Genomic DNA, 19,718 nt, shown 5'->3' on the forward strand with positions numbered 1-19,718 from the left:
TTCTCCTCTCAGGCTCAGAACTGCCGGAGCGCCTCCCGTAAGAGTGTCTCGCTGTCCTTCTTTTCTGCCCCCGGAACGGCCCGGACCGCGCGCGTCGCCTCGCCTATGCCATAACCGAGCTGCACCAGCGCATCGATTGCCTCCGCCGCGGCAGCACCGGAAACACTTCCGCCGGGCACTGCGTCCGCCGAAAGCGTCTGCACAACCTCCTGGTTTTTGAGTTCCAGAATAATCCGCTCCGCTGTCCGGACGCCGATGCCCGGTGCCTTTGCGATTGCCTTCGCGTCGCCTGTCAGCACGGCAAGCTTCAGCGCCTCAGGTTCCAGCGCCGACAGCACGGCAAGCGCACCCTTGGGCCCTATGCCGCTCACACCGAGCAGCGCGCGAAAGAGGCGGAGATCCGCCTCTCTGTCAAAACCATAGAGCGAAATCGCATCCTCGCTCATCTTTAAATAGGTATAGAGTAAGAGCTCTGCGCCTTTCGTCGGCAGTCTCTCGATGACTGCGCGGGAGGTCTTTACGGCAATGCCGAAAGCACCCGCCTCTACAATCACTTCGCTCTCACCGACCGCAGCAAGCGTTCCCTTGATATAAGAAATCATAAACCCTCCTGCTCTGTCGAAACTTTCCCTGTTGTCTAGTTTAGCACAGCCTTTTCAATCTAACAAGGAAGGCGTATACTAGAGTACCAAAATGAGAGAGGAGAATTTGTATGTTTTCCTTCGAAACAAAGGTATCACGCGACAACTATGCAGAGGTTCTTTCGACGCTGCCCGCCGGGATAGCTCCCTCCTCCCTGCTTTTCTTTGATATTGAGACCACCGGCCTCTCTCCTGCCTCTGCGCAGATTTATCTGATCGGCGCACTCTCTTTTTCGGACGCGGGTGATGCGGTTTTGCACCAATGGTTCGCCGATTCGCTCAGCGAAGAGCATACCTTGCTGCGCAGTTTCTTTGCCTTTGCCGCTCCCTTTGCGACGCTTGTCCATTTTAACGGTGCGCGCTTTGATCTGCCTTTTCTCACACAGTGCAGTGCGCAGTATCATCTGCCCTGCCCTCTCACCGAAAAACAGAGCCTGGACTTTTATGCGACTGTCTCCCCCTATCGCGCGCTCTTTGCCGGCGAGCGTCTCACTCAGCGTGCACTCGAAGCTCGCCTTGGCCTTACCCGGGAAGATCCCTTCACCGGCGCCGAGTTGATTGAAACATATTCCCGCTGGCAGCGAACACATGACGAAGCCTTACTGCAGACTCTGCTTGCACATAATGCGGCCGATGTCGTCGCGCTGCCTTCTCTGCTATCCCTCCTTGCAATCCCCGCTTTTTTTTGCGGTACATTTCAAGACTTGACCCTCACGCGCGAGAAAACGGTCGCCGAACTTTCCGCGCGCAGTGAAGCGGCACTTCCCTTTTCGCTCTCACTGGAGAAAGAGGCCCTTTCTCTGAACGCCGAAGGGAACGCTCTGTCCGTCACACTGCCGCTTCTCACCGACACACTCTTTCACTATTGGAAGGATTATCAGAATTATTATATCCTGAAAGAAGACGGCAGCCTGCTCCACAAAAGTCTGGCCGCTTTTGTGGACGCCGCCGCAAAGGAAAAGGCCACCCGCGATACCGCCAGACAACCGAAGTACGATGCCTTTCTGGCGCTACCCGCGCGCATGAAACCGAGGCAGTCCTGTTTTCAGCGGACCGCCCGCAGCACACCGCTCTACCTGCCCTTCTCCGATTTTGCCGCTTCTCCGGCACTCTGCGACGAATATCTGAACGCTTTGCTCTCTTCCCTGTCTCTCCGAAAATAAAAAAGACCGAAGCCGCAAAATGCGAACTTCGGTTCTTTTTGTTTGATCTCATGAATAGTCGTTTCCCTCGGGGGAACCGGTTTACTCAATCACCAAGACGTTGGTAGCCTGCGGTCCCTTAGCGCCGTCGACAATGTCGTACTCAACCTTTGCGCCTTCCTCCAGGGTCTTGAACCCATCCATCTTCAGACCGGAATAGTGCACGAAAACATCGTTTCCGCCCTCATCCGAAATGAATCCGTAACCCTTCTGGTTGTTAAACCACTTGACTGTGCCCTTGCTCATAACCGGTGTTCCTCCGAAAAAATAATCTGTGGCTTGCAGACTTCTGCAACCCTCGCTACAATAGCATACGTTACGGCTACTGTCAAATTATTTCGACAATTCATAGGAGTTTTTACGATGAGACCTCTTTTTTACGCCAAAAACGCGATACAGCACTTTTGCACCATCACAAAACACAAATTGACTGTCATGGATCTCTGCTTCAAAGTCGGTCTGATACGCCAAGGACTGGCACATGATCTCTCCAAATATTCCCCGACCGAATTCATGACCGGTGTTCGTTACTTTCAGGGTGTCCGCTCGCCAAACGCCGCCGAGCGCCAGGAACTCGGCTATTCCCGCGCCTGGCTACACCACAAGGGACGCAATCGTCACCACTACGAATACTGGGTGGATATCGACAAAAAGCGCGGCTGGGTCAGCCTGAAAATGCCGCTTTGCTTTGTGCTCGAAATGCTCTGCGACCGCATTGCCGCCTCCAAAGTGTACAGCGGAAAGGACTATACCGATGCCGTGCCGCTCGGCTACTATCTCTCCAAACAGGAGGGCCGCCTTTTACATCCGGAGACCCGGGCACTCCTCGAAAAACTCCTCTATATGCTCCGCGACAAGGGGGAACACTATACGCTCGGCTATATGCGCTGGCTGCGCCGTCACCCCGCACTCTACGAGCGCAGAGGACAATCCGCGCTTCAGTGAGCTTCCCGCTCCAATGCCGCAAGTTCCTCAGGCGAAAACAGATACGACTTCCCGCAGAACTGACAATGAAGTTCCGCGGGCTTTTTTTCTTCCGCCATGCTCTTTAGTTCCTTACTGCCGAGACTGATCAGCGCCCTCTCGACCCTCGCTCTCGAGCAGTCGCAGTGGAAGTGACACGGAAGCTTATCCGTGAGTTTAAGTTCTCTGCCCTCAAAAATCCAGGCGAGAATATCTTCCGGTGTCTTTCCCTCTTTTAAGAAGCTCGTCACCGATCCTACCGTTTTGAGGCGGTCTTCCAGTACCGTAATCACTTCCTCGGGACAACCCGGCATGAGCTGCACAATAAAGCCGCCGGCACAGCGAACCGTGTTGTCCTGATTCATCAGCACGCCGAGCCCCACGCCAGACGGCACCTGCTCACTCGATGCATAGTAATAGGCAATGTCCTCTGCGATTTCGCCGGAGACCAACTCGACCTGCCCCACATAGGGTTCCTTTAAGCCGAGATCCGAGATGACGGTCATGGTACCCTTGCCGACCGCACCTGCGACATCCAGTTTCCCGAGCTGATTGGCCGGCAGAATCACCGCTGGCTCATAGGGATATCCCTTGACATCTCCCGCATTGTTCGCCGTGACCAGCATTCCCCGCATCGGACCGTCGCCGTCGATTTTGATGGTCAGAAGATCCTGCTTGTCCTTCATCATTGCACCCATCATGAGGCCCGCCGTCATGAGACGCCCAAGCGCAGCCGTGACAATGGGGCTTGTGCTGTGAATATGTCTTGCCTCTTCTACCAGATCCCCGGTCGTCGCCGCAAAGGCGCGCACCATGCCGCCTTCCGCAAACGCTCTCACGATATAATCACTCATGATTTACTTCCTTTCCCTGTTCTCGCAGCAGAATTAACATCCGCTCGCTCTCATCCGTCAACGGTCCCTCGGTCTCCGCATCCATTGCGGCGATAAAGACCATGCCCGCCCGCTCTGCCGTTTCTCTGACTTCTGCCGGGGTATAGGCACGCTGCACATGGGTTTCCTCTGCGCGGCGGTAACAATCCCCTTCCTTCCGGAGATAAAAGGTCATGTCGTAGACATTTTCCGCGGTCTCTCGGTCATAGTGGTTTTCCCAGATGAAACTGCCCTCTTCCCGATTTTCCGCAAATGTATTGTCCGCAAGCAGCTGCTCATATTTATAAACGGTATTCATATCAAAGAGGAAGATGCCGCCCGGATCCAGGTAGTTGTTGACCAGACGAAACACCTCAGAGAGTTCTTCCGTGCCGCAGAGATAATTCATGGCATCGCAGCGGCTTATGATGGCGCGGCAGGTGCCGTAGAGCTCAAATTCACGCATATCCTGACAGAGATAAAGCGTGTTGCTGCCGTTCGCTATTTTTTTCCGCAGCGCCTCTTCCAGCATTTCTTCGGCATTGTCAATGCCTATCATATCAAAGCCCCGCGCCGCGAGCCGTTCCGTGCAGTTTCCCGTGCCGCAACCGAGTTCCGCGACAATCCCTTCGGTAATGCCGAAGGACGCAAGGAGTCGCACAGTCTGCTCGCACCAGGCGTCATAGGGAACGCCGTCCATAAAAAGATCGTAGAGTTTTGCAAAACTCTGGTAAGCCGCCATTCCGTGCGCCTCCTGTTCCTTCCGAATATGAAAAATGCCCCGCTCTCCTCTGTACGAAGAACGGAGCCAAACTTATGCGTTTCTGCCGCAGCAGTACTTGTACTTCTTGCCGGAACCACAGGGGCAGGGATCGTTTCTGCCTACCTTGACTTCCTTGCGAATCGTACCGCTCTGCTTCTGCTCGCGGTACAGCTCTTTTCTTCTCTCCGCGCTCAGAATGTGATCCCAGGCTTCCAGACCGTAAAGCCACTCAGCCTTTGCCTCCACCATGTTGTAATAGAGCTTCTCCGGATCGATTTCCAACACAATCTCGGTATTCTCATCCATGGTCTCGGTCGGAATGTCTTGCTTCAGGCTCTCGCTGATGCCGTCGAGGAAGCCCGTCATGGTCTGAATATCCGTGCCGTACTTCTCGGCGAGTTCCTTCACCGTGCCGCGCTCCACCTTACTCACATCGGCGAGCAGCTTCTCGTAGATGCCCTTCTCGACCAGAAAATAATCCTTCCAGAGCTTTTCCTGCTCCTCTTTGCTGAGCTGGTCACCGTATGCTTTGGTTCTCCAAACTTCTAATAATGTCATAAGTTCACCCTCACTCCCGTGATTTTAGTCGCATTATAGCCTACTTCGGTCCGAATTGCAAATCAGCTCACTTCTTTTTGTCCCGCTTCCCGTAGTGCAGGCTGCCGTCTTCCGTATCAATGTAATCCAGTGTGTCGTAGCAACCTTCCTCGACCGGAAGATTCTTTTTCTTTAAGACATTCACAAGCGCCCGCTCCGTAAATCTGGTGAGAACCGCGAAGGTCGGAATGCCGACCACCATGCCGACAATGCCCCAGATTCCGCCAAAAAACAGAATGGCGAAGAGAACCCAGAAACTAGACATGCCTGTCGTGGACCCAAGGATGCGCGGTCCCAGAATATTGCCGTCGAACTGCTGCAGCACGAGGATAAAAATCAGAAATTGCAATGTCGTAATCGGTGAAACCATGAGCAGAATGAAAGCACTCGGAATTGCGCCGACAAAGGGCCCGAAAAACGGAATTACATTTGTGACGCCGACAAAAGCGCTGATTAAAAGCGCATAGGGCATTTTCATGAAACTCATGCAGATATAGCAGATGATGCCGATGATCACGGAGTCAATAATCTTGCCGACAATAAAGCTCGAGAACACCCACTTTACATAACGAAGTTCTGTAATCGTCTCGTTTGCGACGCGCCGCGGCAGAAGCGCAAAAAGAAAACGCTTACTCTGCGCCGCGAGCGCTTCCTTCATATTAAGGCCGTAGGCCATCACAATGAGACCGATGAAGAAGTTTTTCAGAAACACAAAGAGCCGCATCACACCGCTGGTCATCTGCGTCAGGTACTTATTTAGATTCGGCATAAAGTCCGCGGAAATCCACTGCATGAGGCTTTCGGAAATCTGGCGATAGCCCTCCAGAACCATCTGTTCCATGTCGGGATTTCTGCCGTGAAACAGCACCTGAATCCAGCCGCTGACCGAATTGGTACCCTTCGGGAGGTTGCTCGTGAGATCCGAGACGCCGCTGATGAGCTGTGGAATCAGCATCGCAATCAGTGCAGTCAGCACCGCGAGAATGATAATGATACAGGCAAAGGTGGCTACCATCTTTCCAATGCGCTCGGCATTTTTTCCTTTTCGGAGCTGCTCCGCCTCGGTGAAGAGTTTGGTGCTGCTACTCCCGCGGAATTTGACCAGAACGCGCTTGCCCATCTTGACCTCCGTGGGACCCTGTAGACCTCCGGGGCGCAGGCACTTCGTGACAAAGACAGAGAGCGCCTGGTAGGTGGGCGCCATCAGAAATGCCATCACCGCGCCGTAGATGAACGGCATCAGAATTTCAACGATTTTCCCCAGAAAAAGTGCCAGCGGCCCCAGGTGCTCAAGCACAAACGAGAAAAAAAGAGCCGCAGCGACCACCGCAAATGCGGTGAGCCCCCAGGCGATATACTTTTGATTCCGATCGTTAATCATAACCCTTCCCTGTTCACAAAAAAAGCAGCTCGCGCTGCCTCTTTTCAATCCAAAAAACAGCCCCAAAATGCCGGTCTTACTTATTGACGCCTGGCAATGCCAGGTGGGTGACCGAACAAGGCCATTTGTCTTCCGCTATTTTCTCAACGAGTTGCGGCCTGACATCCGGCTTTGTATCTTATGTCTCCCTGTCAGAAGTTTGCAGGTTCAAAATTGGTAAGATTGTCGCACATCTCAGGAGCTGTTTGCTATAGCTGTATTATACGACGCTTTTGCCTGTGCGTAAAGTTCTTTTATTCTACCGCAATCTGATAGACCTTGTACTCACGCTCCGCATGGTAACCGAGGCGCTCGCCGAGACTTGCGGAAAACAGGCTGTCCGTATCCCAGTCAGGAAGTCTTTCGCTCTCCCGAAAAGACAGCAAAAGAGAGGCACCGACTGCCGAGGCGAGTCCTCTGCGGCGGAAAGCCTTCTCGGTTGCCGCCTTGACATCCATAATCTCTTCACTGTGAACATAGGCCAGGCAGGCACTGACCGGCACATTGTCCTTCAATACGACATAGCCACGCCCGTAGGTTTCAAACGCCTCCTGTGAGGCAAAGCTGCTCATCAGGTTCTCGCTGAAAGAGAACTCTCTGAGACGCTCTGAGAGTCGTATCGTGAGGGGGCGCAGCTGGTAGGTTTCGTCGAGTTCCGTTCGCTGTTGCAGTGTCTCTGCCTTCATCCCCTCCGGCGCGCGAAGCAGATAGCGGGACACCGTCCGGAAGGCGCCGGCAAAGCGCTTCTCCACCCAATTATCCCACAACTCGTCCTCGGCAAGAATACTGGTCTCGCCGCACTCCCGCGCAAGCAGGTGATAGAGATCGATCGAAGCCTCGCCGCGCGGCGGCATTCCGACCAGATAAGAAAAGCCACCCGTCAGAACCAGACAAAACGAAGGACTGTCGAGCGTCGGAACAAACACCCGCCCTCTGCCCTCTGCAGCTGCACGCACCAGTGAAATGCGGCTGTCCTTGCAAAGATCTGCAATACTCTCCCGTTTCATAGCGCCAAGCTCTATCATCTGTAGCCTCCCTTTCTGTTCGCTTTTTATTCTCACAGGTCCCTCAGGAGAAGGTCTGTCAGAGCATCGATGGAAGAAACAATATGGGTTGCTCCCGCTTTTTCCAATTCATCCGGGCTGCCGTAACCGTATGTCACGCCGACGCCCGCGATACCGAGCGCGTTTGCGGCACAAATATCATAGGCGCGGTCGCCGACCATAACCGCCGCGGCTGTCGATATCGCATGTGTCCGTACCAGTCGCGCCAGAATCTTTTCTTTGTTGCCGCCGTCCTTGGTATCATCGCCCCCCGCAATTCCCTCGAAATATGCCGTGAGCGAAAAAGCCGCAAGGACACGCCGCGCCTGCAGTTCCGGTTTTGAGGTCGCAAGATAAAGTGCTATTCCCAGCTCCCGCAATGTCCGGAGCAGATTCAGTGCGCCGGGATAGAGTTCATTTTCAAAGATCCCCTTGGTCTCATAGTAGGCTCGAAACGCGCGCACAGCCTCTCTGCACTCGTCCTCTGTGAGACCGTAGACCTCAGAAAACCCCTCTGCAAGCGGCGGTCCGATTAACTTTCGCAGCTTCTCTACTCCGCCGCTCTCCCTTCCGACCGCCGAAAGTCCGGCAATCGCGGCCTTCATAATGCCTTTTCCGGACTCCGTCAACGTACCGTCAAGATCAAAGATAACTGCCTTCGGTTCCATCAGAACTTTAAGAGCGTCTTCAGAATGCCGCGCCCGAGGCTTGCACCTACATTGCCGCCAAGCTGCTTGCCGAAGCTGCCGCCCGCGCTCTTTCCGAGTTGCTTACCGACTTCTCTTCCTATGGTTCCCGTAACCGAGCCGCCGATAGAGGCGAAAATGCGTTTCTGCTGCGCCGCTTTTTTCTTCTCCTCCCGCGCAGCGGCAGCGGCTTCCTTCTCCGCCTGTTTTGCCGCCGCGGCCGCTTCTTTGGCCGCCTGCTTCTCGGCTGCCGCCGCTTCCTTTGCCGCCTGCTTCTCGGCCGCGGCAGCTTCCTTGGCTGCCTGCTTCTCGGCTTCCGCTTCTTCCTTCGCCTTGGCCGCCGCTGCCGCCTGCTCATCAACCCGCTGCAACAGGAGCTCATATGCCGACTCCCGGTCGACCTCTTCCGCGTACTTATCGCGGAGACCGCTCGCCAGAATTGCCGCCTGTCTGGTAATGGCATCCAGCGCGCCGAACTTGGACTGCGGCGGCAGAATGGATGCAATCTGCACCTCTTCCGGTGCACCGCCCTCGTCGAGGAAGGAAACCAGGGCCTCCGCTGTCTTTAATTCCTGTAGCGCCGTCGCCGTGTCAAAGTCCGGATTCTTTCGGAACGACTCAGCTGCTGCCTTGACCCCCTTCTGCTCTGCCGGTGTATAAGCGCGGAGCGCATGCTGAACTTTGTTGCCGAGCTGCGCCAAAACGCCGCCCGGAATATCCGACGGATTCTGCGTGATAAAATAAACGCCGACGCCCTTCGAGCGAATCAGCTTTACGACCTGCTCGATTTTATCCAGCAGAGTCTTCGGTGCATTGTCAAACAAAAGGTGCGCCTCATCAAAGAAAAATACCATCTTCGGCTTCTCGAGATCGCCGGCCTCGGGGAGCTCGGTGAACAATTCGTTCAACATCCAGAGCATGAAGGTCGAATAAATGGTCGGATCCTGAATCAGGGAAGTCGAGTCCAGAATGTTGACATAGCCCCTGCCGTCGGTATCAACTCGCATCCAGTCCGAAATCTGCAGCGCCGGCTCGCCGAAAAACTGCGCACCGCCCTTTCCCTCGAGGGCAACGAGAGCGCGGAGTATGGCACCGGTGCTGCTCTTTCCGATGTTGCCGTACTGCTCCCGGTAGGCATCGGCATTCTCCTCCACATAGCGCACCATGGACTTCAAATCCTTCATGTCGAGGAGCAAAAGTCCCTCTTCGTCCGCGATGCGGAAAATAATCTCGAGCAAGTCACTCTGAATCTTATTGAGGTCCAGAAGACGCGCAAACAGGAGGGGCCCGAACTCCGAGACCGTCGTGCGAAGCGGAAGTCCCTGCTTCCCGAAGATATCCCAAAATTCCGTCGGATAAGCACGGTAGCGGAATCCGGCTTCCTGTAGGCCGAAGCGCGCAATACGCGCCTGCATATCCGCGCTGTCCTCTCCGGGCCGGCACATGCCCGCGAGATCTCCCTTCACATCTGCGAGGAACACCGGCACGCCGGCATCGCTGAAGGATTCCGCCATCACCTTGAGTGTGACTGTCTTACCGGTTCCTGTGGCACCCGCAATCAGGCCGTGGCGATTTGCCTGCTTTAAACGCAGGGTGCAATGCTTGTCACCGCTGCTTCCCACCCATACTGCCTGTTGATCGTACATAAAATACCTCTCTGAATCCAAACCCTTTTCAGCCGATTAATTGTCTAATTCCTATAGTACACAAAAAAATACCCCCGTGCAAGAAGTGAATCCTGCCGGGGGAGGTGCCGTTTCTTCTATTATAATGCGAGCTTATAAGACGGGGATGCGTCGCCGTTTACTACATAGTACGCCGCATTCTCCTCCGGCTTCACATAGAGCTCAAGGCTCTCGATTTCCGCGGCCGGATTCTCCGCGAGATAAGCCTCCTTGGCGCGCGCCGTGAGCTCTTCGACTGCGAGCTGTCTGCCCTCAAACTCCACAAACACCTTCACGTCTGTCTCTTTGCCGCTCAGTGTCGCACCGACCTTCTTCGCGCGAGACTTGACTGTCTTGCTTGCCTTCTCAACGCTTTCCTTGACCTTACTGCCCTGCTTCTTTGCCTCCTTGCCAAGTTCCTTTGCATCCTCCGCAAGGGACTTTGCCTCGCCGCTGACCGCGGACTTGACGCGCTCCGCAAATGCCTTCACAGGTTCCTTCAGATCTTCCACGGATTTCTTGATTTCTTCCACTTTCTCTTCACGCTGTCCCTTTTTGCTTGCCATTTTCATTCCCTCCGTATTCTGTGTCAAAGCAAACCGGTTACAAATCTATACATCTCATAGATCTTAGTCTGGATTATAAGATTCAAATCTCGCTTTGTCAAACGAATTGCGCTTTCTCTTTGCCTATCCGGCAGAGCTGTGCTAAACTGATTCCAATTTATTGAACCCTGAAAGCGAGGATGGCTTCATGCAGATGAAATTATTACAGGAGCGCATTGTAAAAGACGGTCAGATTGAGGCGGGCAATATTTTAAAGGTAGATTCTTTTTTGAATCATCAGATTGATGTTTCCCTGCTGGAGGAGATTGGCAAGGAATTTCACCGCCAGTTTGCCGGACAGACGGTCAACAAAATTCTGACCATCGAGGCCTCCGGCATTGCCATCGCCTGTATTGCGGCCCGCTATTTTCAGGTTCCCGTCGTCTTCGCGAAAAAGACGCGCTCTCTGAATATTGCGGGAGATGTGTACACGGCAAAGGTGGAATCCTTCACACACAAGAACACCAACGATATCATCGTCTCCAAAAAATTCCTGTCCTCCGGAGACCGTGTCCTGATTGTCGATGATTTTCTTGCGAACGGCAAAGCCATCCTGGGGCTCGCAAAGCTTGTCGAACAGGCGGGTGCTACCCTCGTCGGCGCCGGTGTCGTGATTGAAAAAGGCTTTCAGGACGGCGGTAAGCGTATCCGTGAGGCAGGCATCGACCTCCATTCTCTCGCGATTGTCGAAGAGATGGACACAGAACGCGGCATTCGCTTTCGCGAAGAGACACTTTAACGCTCGCGAATCAATTTTGTCGCGAGCTCAAGCATCTCGAGCGTCAGCTCGTAGCGCTCTCCCATCATGTCATAGACAGCATCTTCCGTCAGCACTTCGGCGCTCGGAAGCGCTGTCAGCTCGCCCCGATCGAAGCGCTTGTTGTCCGCTGTGAAATTGCGGCTATAGTAATATTTGACCAGTTTCCGATAGGCGCGCTGTGAATCCGCAAAGATTCGCAGCGCGTTTTGCATTGCGGCGAGCTCCTCGCGCTGGGACTGTAGAATCTCTTCCATCTCTCTGACGCGCTCTAAGGCGAGTTCCTGACTGCTCTTCTCCATTCCGCTTCCCTCCATATCAATGCCAACTCACTTCTTTTCAAGTAGCAACACTGCCTCCACCCCCGGCGTCCGCGGAAACATATCGACCCCCGCCGCCCGGGTCGTGTGATAGCCGCCCTCCCGCAGAATCTCGAGATCGGTGAGCAGACTCGAGGGCTTACAAGAGACATAGATGATGCGCGATACCCCATAGCGGATTAACTTGCGCAACGCCTTCGGATTCACACCCTCGCGCGGCGGATCCAGAATGATGATGTCCGGCTTCTCTTCGATTTCATCAAGCACTTTTAATACATCACCCGCGATAAAGTGGCAATTCCGCACGCCGTTTCGCGCCGCATTTTCCCTTGCGGCAATCACAGCCTCCTCAACCAGTTCTACGCCGACCGTACGCTCTGCGTGTTTTGCGACGAGCTGGGCAATGGTGCCCGTGCCGGAATAGAGGTCAAATACCACCTTACCGCCGGTCTCGCCGACATACTGTCCCACTTTTGCGTAGAGCAATTCCGCGCCGTCCGCGTTGTTCTGGAAAAAAGAAAAGGGCGTAATCACGAAGCGGAGTCCCGAGAGTTCCTCCTCAAACTGCGCCACACCGAACAGCGCTTCCGTCCGCTCGCCCTTAATCGCATCGGCGACCGAATCGGTCACGGTGTGTAGCACGCCCTTCAGTGTTGCCGCAAAGGGAAGACTGACCATCCGTTGCCGCCAGGCAGTGAGCAATTCCGCTTCCTCCTCTTTCGGCAGCTGGGAACTTGTGACCAGGTCAAGCAGCAATTCCTTTCGATGTGTGCCGCGCCGCACGAGCAGATAGCGGAGATACCCCTCGTGACGCATCTTATGATAATAGGAAATATTGCGCTCCCGGAAGAACCGCAAAGTCTCCCGAAGCGCAAGATTAAAGTCCTCGTGCACCAGCTCACAGCGATCTGTCTCCACAATGTCGTAATGGCTGCCCCGCTTATGCATACCGAGACAGAGCGGGCCGTCCCGGTAGGCATCTCCGAACGAATACTCCATCTTCATGCGGTAGCCTTCTGCGAGTGGGCTCGGCGTGAGTCCCTCCCAGAGAAAGTCCTCTCGCACAGCCTCTCCGAGAAGGCGCTCTAACAGCTCACTCTTTAGCGCCAGTTCCTCTTCGTAGGGCAATGTCTGGTAGAGACAGCCTCCGCAGCTGCCGACCGCCGGACAGCGGCTCTCCCGCGTCTCACAGGCGCCCGGCTGCAGGGTCTCTAACACCCTGCCCTCCGCACTTCCCTTTCGCGCCTTGGTCACGCGATATGCGACCTCTCGTCCCGGTACGGCGTGCTTCACCAGCACCTTCCCGTCCTCCCGCACAATGTAGCCGCGATCCGGAAATCGGTACTCCGAAATGATGCCGCGTGCTTCCTCTCCCTTTTTCATGCCCTCTGTCCTCTCTCTTTCAAAAAGAGGGCGCGTCTTTTCGGCGCGCCCTCTCTAAACCACATTTTCCGCTTATATTGCTTACTCCTTATCTTCTGCCTTGGCGTCCTTCTCGTCCTCTTCGTCCTCGTCACCGAAGGCAATCAACTCGTCGTCGTTAAAATCGTCGTCGAAATCGTCGTCAAACTCATCTTCCGCCGGCGTAACAAAGCGATAAACGGCATAGGCGATGCCTGCGACCGCCGCGACAATGCCGAGGATTGCGAGCGCAATGACAATCACATCGCGCGTCTTGCTCTTCGCCTCTTTCTTCTTCATGGAACTCACAAGCTCATCCAGTTTCATCAATGTGCTGAAATTGTCCATACTCTCCTCCCAGGTTCTCTATGTCATTTGACACAATGCATGATTAACAGCTTCACTATAGCATAAAGCCTTTTGGTTGACAAGCAGAGCGGGCCTCTCTAAAATAAGCTTATTGTGCACTTTTACAGATTTCAACATCGGAGGTTTTTTGAATGTCGTCAAAAGTTGAGAGAAGCAGTTTCTCCTCCCGCCTCGGCTTCGTGCTGTCTGCGGCAGGCTCCGCCGTCGGACTGGGGAATATCTGGCGCTTCCCGTATCTCGCCGCAAAATACGGCGGCGGCATCTTTTTGCTGGTTTACCTGCTCCTGGTTCTGAGCTTCGGCTATACCATGATTGTCGCCGAGAGCGCCCTCGGGCGGCGCACCAAAAAGAGCCCGGTCGGCGCTTTTACACACTACGGCAAAGACTGGATGTTCCGCTTCGGCGGCTGGATCAACGCCGTCATCCCGATTCTGATTGTCCCGTATTATTCGGTCATCGGCGGCTGGGTCTCCAAGTATCTCTATGCCTACTGCCGCGGAGAGGTCACGGCGCTTGCGAGCGACGATTACTTCGGCAGCTTCATCACGAACGGCGGAAAAACCGAATTCTGGTTTCTCCTCTTCAGCGCAGCCACGATGTTCATCATCTATATGGGGGTGCAAAACGGCATTGAACGCGTCTCGACGATTATGATGCCGATCCTGATTGTGCTCGCCGTCGCCATTGCCATCTACGCGGTCACGCGTCCCGGCGCCCTGCAGGGTGTCTCCTATTTTCTGGTGCCGAATTTCCGGAACTTCTCCTGGATGACCGTCGTCGCCGCGATGGGACAGATGTTCTACTCGCTCTCGATTGCGATGGGCATTCTGATGACCTTTGGCTCCTATATGAAGGACGATATCTCGATTGAAGAGGCGACGCGCCATGTGGAGCTCTTTGACACCGCGATTGCAATTCTCGCAGGCCTCATGATTATCCCGGCTGTCTTCGCCTTTTCGGGCGGCAATCCGAATGTCTTAAAGGCAGGTCCCTCGCTCATGTTCATCACAATGCCGAAAATTTTCGCGAGTATGGGCCTTGGCCAGCCGGCTGGCATCATGTTCTTCCTGCTGGTGCTCTTTGCGGCTCTGACCTCGGCAATCGCGCTCGCGGAGAGCGCTGTCTCCACCTTTGAAGATGAGCTGCACTGGAGCCGGAAGCGTTCCAGCCTGGTCGTCTTCGCCCTGATGCTCGTGCTCGGCAGTCTCAGCGCCCTCGGCTACGGTCCGCTCGCCATGGTGCACATCATCGGCATGCAGTTGCTCGACTTCTTTGACTTCCTGACCAATTCCGTGATGATGCCGATTGCCGCGATGACCACCTGCCTTCTGATTGTCCGCGTAGTCGGCGTCAACACCGTCGCGGAGGAAGTGACAAAAGACGGCGCCCCGTTTAAGCGCCGCCTGATCTTCAACTTTATGATTAAGTATCTTTGCCCGTTCTTTGTCGCAATCATCCTGTTCAGCTCGATCGCAAGTCTGTTCGGCTGGATTAAGATGTGATTTTTTCGAGCTTTGCAAAGCACGCGAGCATCTTCCTCACACCGAGCTCATCGAAGTCGACCGTCACTTCATAATCCTTTTTGCCATCCTTGATTTCCGTAACGCTCCCCTCTCCGAAGCGTGCATGCCGGACACGGTCGCCGACTTCATAGGGGAGCGTTTTCATGCGCTCCACCTGAAATACCTTGCCAAAAGCCGCGGGTTTCGTCTCTGTAAACAGCGCATCCGTGCGACGCGGCTCCTTTTCGGCGCGCAGATTGTCGCGACTATTCGCGCTTCTCTCCTCCGCAAGCACTTCTCGCGGAATTTCCGCGAGGAAGGAGGACTCCGGATGAAAGCGGAGTTCGCCGTTCACAACACGCGACTTTGCCGAGCTCAGCGTGAGGCGTTTCTTCGCACGGGTAATGCCGACATAGCAGAGACGCCGCTCCTCTTCCATTTCCTCGTCATCGCCGATACTCCGGTTGCCGGGAAACAGTCCTTCCTCCATGCCGCTGATATAGACTTCGTCGAACTCGAGTCCCTTCGCCGCGTGCAAGGTCATCAGCGTCACGCGCTCACCCTCTTCCGTGCGGTCAATGTCGGCGACCAGTGCGACTTCCTCGAGGAAACGATCGAGCAGCGGCATATCCGGCGGGAGCTCCCCATCCGCGCGGTCAGACAAGTCGCTTGTATCGCGCGCAAAGTCCACAGCTTTGGAAATCAGCTCGTCGATATTCTCAAGACGCGACTGCGCCTCCACTTCGCCTTCCTCTTTGAGCGCCTCCAGATAACCGGACTTATCCAGCACGAGGCGAATCAAATCGGCAATCGAGCAGCTTTCAGCCGCCATCCGAAACTCTCCGATCAGATTTACAAAGCGCTGTATTTTCTCACCTGCACGCCCCGCCACCCCGGCGGCCGGCGCCTCGCGAAGCGCCTCGAAAAAGCCAAGATCCCGCTCCGCCGCAAACGCGGAGACCGCTGTGACCGTCGCCGCGCCGATGCCGCGTTTTGGCACATTCAGGATGCGCTGCACCGCGAGATCATCAGCCGCATTGGCAACGGTCTTTAAATAGGCGAGAATGTCTTTGATCTCGCGCCGCTGATAGAAGTTTACGCCGCCGACCAGACGATACGGAATACCTGCCGCCACAAAGCGCTCCTCCAGCACGCGGGACTGCGCATTGGTGCGGTATAGCACGGCAAAGCGCCCGTAATCGCCCCCGACAGCCCGCGTCTTGATTTCGGCTGCGATTTCCTCCGCCTCTTCCGCGGCGCTCGCATAGCGCCTGAGCTGCACTTTCTCACCGCTCTCCGCCGCAGTCCAGAGACGCTTTTCTTTTCGCCCCGCATTGTTCTGAATCACGCCGTTGGCTGCCTCCAAAATGTTTCCGCTCGAGCGGTAATTCTGCTCGAGTTTCACGACCTTGGCCCCCGGAAAAGCCTTCTCAAAATTCAATATGTTGTGAATATTCGCGCCGCGGAATTTATAAATCGACTGGTCATCATCTCCGACCACGCAGAGATTCCGATACTTTTTTGCGAGCAGCTCAATCAGGCGGAACTGCACGCTGTTCGTGTCCTGGTACTCATCCACCATAATATAGCGAAAGCGCTCCTGATAGTAGGCGAGAACATCGGTGTCCGCCTCGAAGAGCTGCACCGTCTTGAACAGAAGGTCGTCAAAATCCAGCGCGTTGTTCTTCCGCAGCAAATCCTGGTAGGCGCGATAGCAACGCGCAATGCGGGCTGTCTGAAAGTCCGTCGCCTCGCTCTCAAAGCGCACGCTGTCCACCATCTCGTTTTTGGCCGTGCTGATTGCGGAAAGCACTGCTCTCTCGCGCAGCGACTTCGGATCAATCTGCAGTTGCTTTAACACTTCCCGCATCGCGGCCTTCTGGTCATCGGCGTCGTAAATCGTAAAGTGATTGTCGTAGCCGATGCGGTCAATGAAGCGCCGTAAAATACGCACGCAACTCGAATGGAAGGTTGCGACCCAGATTGCCTCCGCACCGCTCTCGACCAGTGCGTCTACGCGGCTTCGCATCTCGGCAGCCGCTTTGTTCGTAAATGTGATGGCGAGGATGTTCCACGGCGATACCTGTTTCTCCCGAATCAGGTAAGCAATGCGATGGGTCAGCACGCGCGTCTTGCCGGAACCCGCTCCCGCGAGAATCAGCTCCGGCCCCTCCGTCCACTCCATCGCCTCGCGCTGGCGTTCATTCATCTGACTTGTCACTGTCACACTTCTCCTTTCCGGGCATGAGTCCCAGACGCTGCAGACTCAGATCGCAAAAACCGGTTCCCGCATTCAGCGCGCGGTTCACGCGGCTGATGGTCGCCGTGGAAGCACCCGTCTCTTCCGCAATTTCAAGATAGGTTCTGCCGCGGCGCAGCATGAAAGCCACCTCATAGCGCTGCGACAGCGAGAGCAGTTCATTCACTGTGCAGATATCCTCAAAAAACTGATAACACTCTTCGCGATTTTGCAAAGTCAAAATAGCATCAAACAGGCGGTCCGCCGCCGACGAATGCAGCTTGTGATTCATGTTCCGTCCTCTCGTCCTGCGTTTTTTTCGAGTGTAGCACGACAGCGCATTGAAGTAAACCGGACGAAGCAGGCATTGCAAGCACGTGCACTTTGTACTATAGTAAAAATGTTAATCGTTGAAAGAAAAAATGAGGAGGAAGTCTTAGCTATGCCCAATTATTCTTACGGCGGCGGCGGACGTCGGTTCCATTCGAGACGCCGCAGAAACAGAGCGCTGCCGCTTCCGCTCTTGCTCGGTGTGCTTGTACTCGCACTCCTGGCAGTTGCGCTTGCATTCTTTCTGCGTCGCCCGAAAGGGGATAAACCCGCCGCGGCACATGCGGACACCAAGAAGACCACCGAGGAAAGCACGACAGCAGAGGTGAAATCCGAGGACATCCTCGCGGATGCCGAAAAGAAGGCTGCCCAGTACGATTACGACGCTGCGATTGCCGCGATTCAGGCAGACGAAAAGACGGCGCAGTCCGAGGCCGGACAGGCTGCGATTGCGAAGTACAATGAAGTCAAGGGAACTCTGGTGCGCCAGGACCCGCAGAAAATCACACATGTCTTCTTCCACACGCTCATCATGGACAACAAAAAGGCCTTTGACGGCGATGACCGTCAGAACGGCTATAACGATGTCATGACGACGAAGTCCGAGTTCGAGAAGATGATGCAGGCGATGTACGACAAGGGCTATGTCTTAGTCCGGATTCACGATGTCGCACACGAGGAGGACGATCCGGCGACCGGCGGCAAGAAGATGGTCTGGGGCGATATTATGCTTCCGCCCGGCAAGACCGCCTTTGTCCTCTCTCAGGATGATGTCAACTATTACGAGTACATGAACGGAGATGGCTTTGCGAAGGATATCATAGTCGGGCCAAATGGAAAGCCCATGAACGAGATGGTCATGGACGACGGTTCCGTTTCGGTAGGCGCCTACGACCTGATTCCGATTCTCGACGAGTTTATTGAGAAGCACCCGGACTTCTCCTACCGCGGCGCAAAGGGCATCATTGCCGTGACCGGTTACAACGGCGTCTTCGGCTACCGCACCGATCCCTCCTACGAGGGCAAGAATCCGAACATTGAGGCGGATCGACAGAAAGTGCGCGAAGTTGCCCAGTGCCTCCGGGATGACGGCTGGGAGCTTGCCTCCCACAGCTGGGGACACCGGAACTACGGAAAGATTCCGTTTGCCGAGCTCGAGACCGATAACCAGAAGTGGCAGGACTATGTGGGTAAGCTGATCGGCGGCACCGACATTCTCATCTTCCCCTTCGGCGCGGATGTCGGCGACTGGCATCCCTACAAGGATGACAACGAGCGCTTCCAGTATCTCTATAAGAGCGGCTTCCGCTACTTCTGCAATGTGGACTCGAATCAGTACTTTGTGCAGAAGGGCACGGATTACCTGCGCCAGGGCAGACGAAATCTGGACGGCTATCGACTCTGGCAGGATATGACCGTCAAGAATCACACCAGTGATTTGTTTAACGCCTCGGATATCTTTGATAAGGACAGACCGACACCGGTTCCGGACTACAAGGGAGGCTGATCGTGACTGATTGATTCGAAGGAATCATAAAAGAGCCCGGGGTTCACTTGATGTATCAAGTGAACCCCGGGCTCTTGATTTTTTACTTTACCTGCTGATACGGTCTCAGTTTCCGACGATCAAGTCAAAAATCTCTTCCGCGCGGTCCGCAATCCGCTTGGCGCCGAGCGCTTCCAGTGCCCCGCGGCTCCGGAATCCCCAGTCCACGGAAATGCAGTCCATGCCGCTGTTCTTCGCGGTCAGCATATCCACCTCGGTGTCCCCGATATAGACAGCCTCTTCCGGTCTGACCTGCAGAGACTCGAGAACGGCAAACACCATATCCGGCGCCGGTTTCCGGCGAATGTCCGGGCGCTCTCCCTTCGCCTCTTCAAACAGTCCCTCAAAGTGCACGCGATTTAAGATTTGCACCGCATCGTCCAGCTTATTGGAGACCACGGCAATGCGGACACCTGCTGCCTTCAGTTTTTTCAAAAGGGCGAGTATCCCCGGATAGGGTCCCGTCGCATCGTCACAGTGCGCGCCGTAATAGGTCGCAAAGGCCGAAATTACGGCATTTGCCGCTTCGTCCGTGATGCCGAATGCCGCTGCGCTCTTTGTCACGCCAAGCGCACCGACTTCCGCGAGAGAATACCCTTTCTCGACCGCGAGCGCACGCTGCGCTGCGACTTCCGCGCCGCTCCCGAAGAAGTGGCGTACATCATCCTTCGTAAAATCCGCGCGATGTCCGGTCAGACGGCAGGCTTCATTCAACGAAACCGTCAAATCTGTGATGGTATCCAGAATTGTGCCGTCCATGTCAAAGACAGCCGCGCGGTAGTGTTTTGTCTCACTCAT

General features: G+C 55.0%; 21 protein-coding genes and 1 other RNA gene. 5 read left to right on the forward strand and 17 right to left on the reverse strand.

All coding sequences use genetic code 11. From position 1 onward, the window contains the following. Positions 1–14: 14 nt before the first annotated feature. Positions 15–602 (reverse strand): Holliday junction branch migration protein RuvA, encoded by a 588-nt coding sequence (gene ruvA, locus ACO4XG_RS00140; RefSeq protein WP_308507859.1) that lies wholly within the window; start codon positions 600–602, stop codon positions 15–17. Between the two features lie 110 nt (positions 603–712). On the opposite strand from ruvA, the gene ACO4XG_RS00145 reads away from it, so the two are divergent. Next, positions 713–1,804, forward strand: a complete 1,092-nt coding sequence (locus tag ACO4XG_RS00145; RefSeq protein ID WP_308507858.1) for a ribonuclease H-like domain-containing protein — start codon at positions 713–715, stop codon at positions 1,802–1,804. Positions 1,805–1,885: 81 nt separating this feature from the next. Here the strand turns inward: ACO4XG_RS00145 and ACO4XG_RS00150 are convergent, their stop codons facing one another. Beyond that, on the reverse strand, positions 1,886–2,089 hold the full coding sequence (locus ACO4XG_RS00150; protein ID WP_009532037.1) for a cold-shock protein: 204 nt from the start codon (positions 2,087–2,089) through the stop codon (positions 1,886–1,888). Between the two features lie 117 nt (positions 2,090–2,206). Here ACO4XG_RS00150 and ACO4XG_RS00155 point away from each other — a divergent pair, with 117 nt between their 5' ends. Beyond that, positions 2,207–2,788, forward strand: coding sequence for a DUF5662 family protein (locus tag ACO4XG_RS00155; RefSeq protein ID WP_308507857.1), 582 nt, complete (start codon positions 2,207–2,209; stop codon positions 2,786–2,788). On the opposite strand, the gene hslO is transcribed toward ACO4XG_RS00155, so the two are convergent. The 9 genes from hslO to ACO4XG_RS00200 all read right to left on the reverse strand — a co-directional run bounded on the left by hslO (position 2,782) and on the right by ACO4XG_RS00200 (position 10,417). Next, a complete protein-coding gene (gene hslO / locus ACO4XG_RS00160) occupies positions 2,782–3,660 on the reverse strand; it encodes an Hsp33 family molecular chaperone HslO (protein ID WP_308507856.1) in 879 nt (292 codons plus the stop codon). The two genes, ACO4XG_RS00155 and hslO, sit on opposite strands and share 7 nt — an antisense overlap. Continuing rightward, positions 3,653–4,420: a class I SAM-dependent DNA methyltransferase gene (locus ACO4XG_RS00165; RefSeq protein WP_308507855.1), complete on the reverse strand. Its 768-nt coding sequence runs from the start codon at positions 4,418–4,420 to the stop codon at positions 3,653–3,655. The genes hslO and ACO4XG_RS00165 overlap by 8 nt, the downstream gene beginning before the upstream one ends. Before the next feature lie 72 nt (positions 4,421–4,492). Then, complete coding sequence (locus tag ACO4XG_RS00170) at positions 4,493–4,999, reverse strand: SEC-C metal-binding domain-containing protein (RefSeq protein WP_009532033.1); 507 nt, start codon at positions 4,997–4,999, stop codon at positions 4,493–4,495. Between the two features lie 67 nt (positions 5,000–5,066). After that, positions 5,067–6,419 carry an AI-2E family transporter gene (locus ACO4XG_RS00175; protein ID WP_308507854.1) on the reverse strand — a complete coding sequence of 451 codons (1,353 nt, stop codon included), beginning with the start codon at positions 6,417–6,419 and terminating at the stop codon, positions 5,067–5,069. 56 nt (positions 6,420–6,475) lie between these two features. Continuing rightward, a non-coding RNA gene (ssrS, locus tag ACO4XG_RS00180) (6S RNA) lies at positions 6,476–6,663 on the reverse strand. 49 nt (positions 6,664–6,712) lie between these two features. After that, positions 6,713–7,483: a GNAT family N-acetyltransferase gene (locus ACO4XG_RS00185; RefSeq protein WP_308507853.1), complete on the reverse strand. Its 771-nt coding sequence runs from the start codon at positions 7,481–7,483 to the stop codon at positions 6,713–6,715. A 32-nt stretch (positions 7,484–7,515) separates the two neighbouring features. Continuing rightward, complete coding sequence (locus tag ACO4XG_RS00190) at positions 7,516–8,169, reverse strand: HAD hydrolase-like protein (protein WP_308507852.1); 654 nt, start codon at positions 8,167–8,169, stop codon at positions 7,516–7,518. Then, positions 8,169–9,833 carry a helicase HerA-like domain-containing protein gene (locus tag ACO4XG_RS00195; protein WP_308507851.1) on the reverse strand — a complete coding sequence of 555 codons (1,665 nt, stop codon included), beginning with the start codon at positions 9,831–9,833 and terminating at the stop codon, positions 8,169–8,171. The genes ACO4XG_RS00190 and ACO4XG_RS00195 overlap by 1 nt, the downstream gene beginning before the upstream one ends. 119 nt (positions 9,834–9,952) lie before the next feature. Beyond that, a complete protein-coding gene (locus tag ACO4XG_RS00200; RefSeq protein ID WP_308507850.1) occupies positions 9,953–10,417 on the reverse strand; it encodes a DUF6465 family protein in 465 nt (154 codons plus the stop codon). Between the two features lie 193 nt (positions 10,418–10,610). Here ACO4XG_RS00200 and ACO4XG_RS00205 point away from each other — a divergent pair, with 193 nt between their 5' ends. Next, positions 10,611–11,195 (forward strand): xanthine phosphoribosyltransferase, encoded by a 585-nt coding sequence (locus ACO4XG_RS00205; RefSeq protein WP_308507849.1) that lies wholly within the window; start codon positions 10,611–10,613, stop codon positions 11,193–11,195. Here ACO4XG_RS00205 and ACO4XG_RS00210 read toward each other — a convergent pair. The 3 genes from ACO4XG_RS00210 to ACO4XG_RS00220 form a co-directional block, all read right to left on the reverse strand. Beyond that, entirely contained in the window at positions 11,192–11,515 is a 324-nt protein-coding gene (locus ACO4XG_RS00210; protein WP_308507848.1) for a DUF4298 domain-containing protein, read from the reverse strand. The two genes, ACO4XG_RS00205 and ACO4XG_RS00210, sit on opposite strands and share 4 nt — an antisense overlap. 27 nt (positions 11,516–11,542) lie before the next feature. After that, complete coding sequence (gene rlmD, locus ACO4XG_RS00215) at positions 11,543–12,916, reverse strand: 23S rRNA (uracil(1939)-C(5))-methyltransferase RlmD (protein ID WP_308507847.1); 1,374 nt, start codon at positions 12,914–12,916, stop codon at positions 11,543–11,545. An 81-nt stretch (positions 12,917–12,997) separates the two neighbouring features. Then, positions 12,998–13,282 (reverse strand): hypothetical protein, encoded by a 285-nt coding sequence (locus ACO4XG_RS00220; protein WP_308507846.1) that lies wholly within the window; start codon positions 13,280–13,282, stop codon positions 12,998–13,000. Positions 13,283–13,434: 152 nt separating this feature from the next. Here ACO4XG_RS00220 and ACO4XG_RS00225 point away from each other — a divergent pair, with 152 nt between their 5' ends. Next, positions 13,435–14,805, forward strand: a complete 1,371-nt coding sequence (locus ACO4XG_RS00225; RefSeq protein WP_308507845.1) for a sodium-dependent transporter — start codon at positions 13,435–13,437, stop codon at positions 14,803–14,805. Here ACO4XG_RS00225 and ACO4XG_RS00230 read toward each other — a convergent pair. Together ACO4XG_RS00230 and ACO4XG_RS00235 are read right to left on the reverse strand one after the other, a co-directional pair. Further along, positions 14,795–17,032 carry a UvrD-helicase domain-containing protein gene (locus tag ACO4XG_RS00230; protein ID WP_308507844.1) on the reverse strand — a complete coding sequence of 746 codons (2,238 nt, stop codon included), beginning with the start codon at positions 17,030–17,032 and terminating at the stop codon, positions 14,795–14,797. The genes ACO4XG_RS00225 and ACO4XG_RS00230 overlap by 11 nt on opposite strands. Beyond that, positions 17,007–17,336 (reverse strand): YerC/YecD family TrpR-related protein, encoded by a 330-nt coding sequence (locus ACO4XG_RS00235; protein ID WP_009532021.1) that lies wholly within the window; start codon positions 17,334–17,336, stop codon positions 17,007–17,009. Before ACO4XG_RS00235 ends, ACO4XG_RS00230 begins: the two co-directional genes overlap by 26 nt. A 150-nt stretch (positions 17,337–17,486) precedes the next feature. Between ACO4XG_RS00235 and ACO4XG_RS00240 the strand changes: the two genes are divergently transcribed. Then, positions 17,487–18,881, forward strand: coding sequence for a polysaccharide deacetylase family protein (locus ACO4XG_RS00240; RefSeq protein ID WP_308507843.1), 1,395 nt, complete (start codon positions 17,487–17,489; stop codon positions 18,879–18,881). A 105-nt stretch (positions 18,882–18,986) separates the two neighbouring features. Here the strand turns inward: ACO4XG_RS00240 and ACO4XG_RS00245 are convergent, their stop codons facing one another. Next, positions 18,987–19,718 (reverse strand): HAD family hydrolase, encoded by a 732-nt coding sequence (locus tag ACO4XG_RS00245; protein WP_308507842.1) that lies wholly within the window; start codon positions 19,716–19,718, stop codon positions 18,987–18,989.

The organism is Stomatobaculum sp. (genome assembly GCF_057248925.1).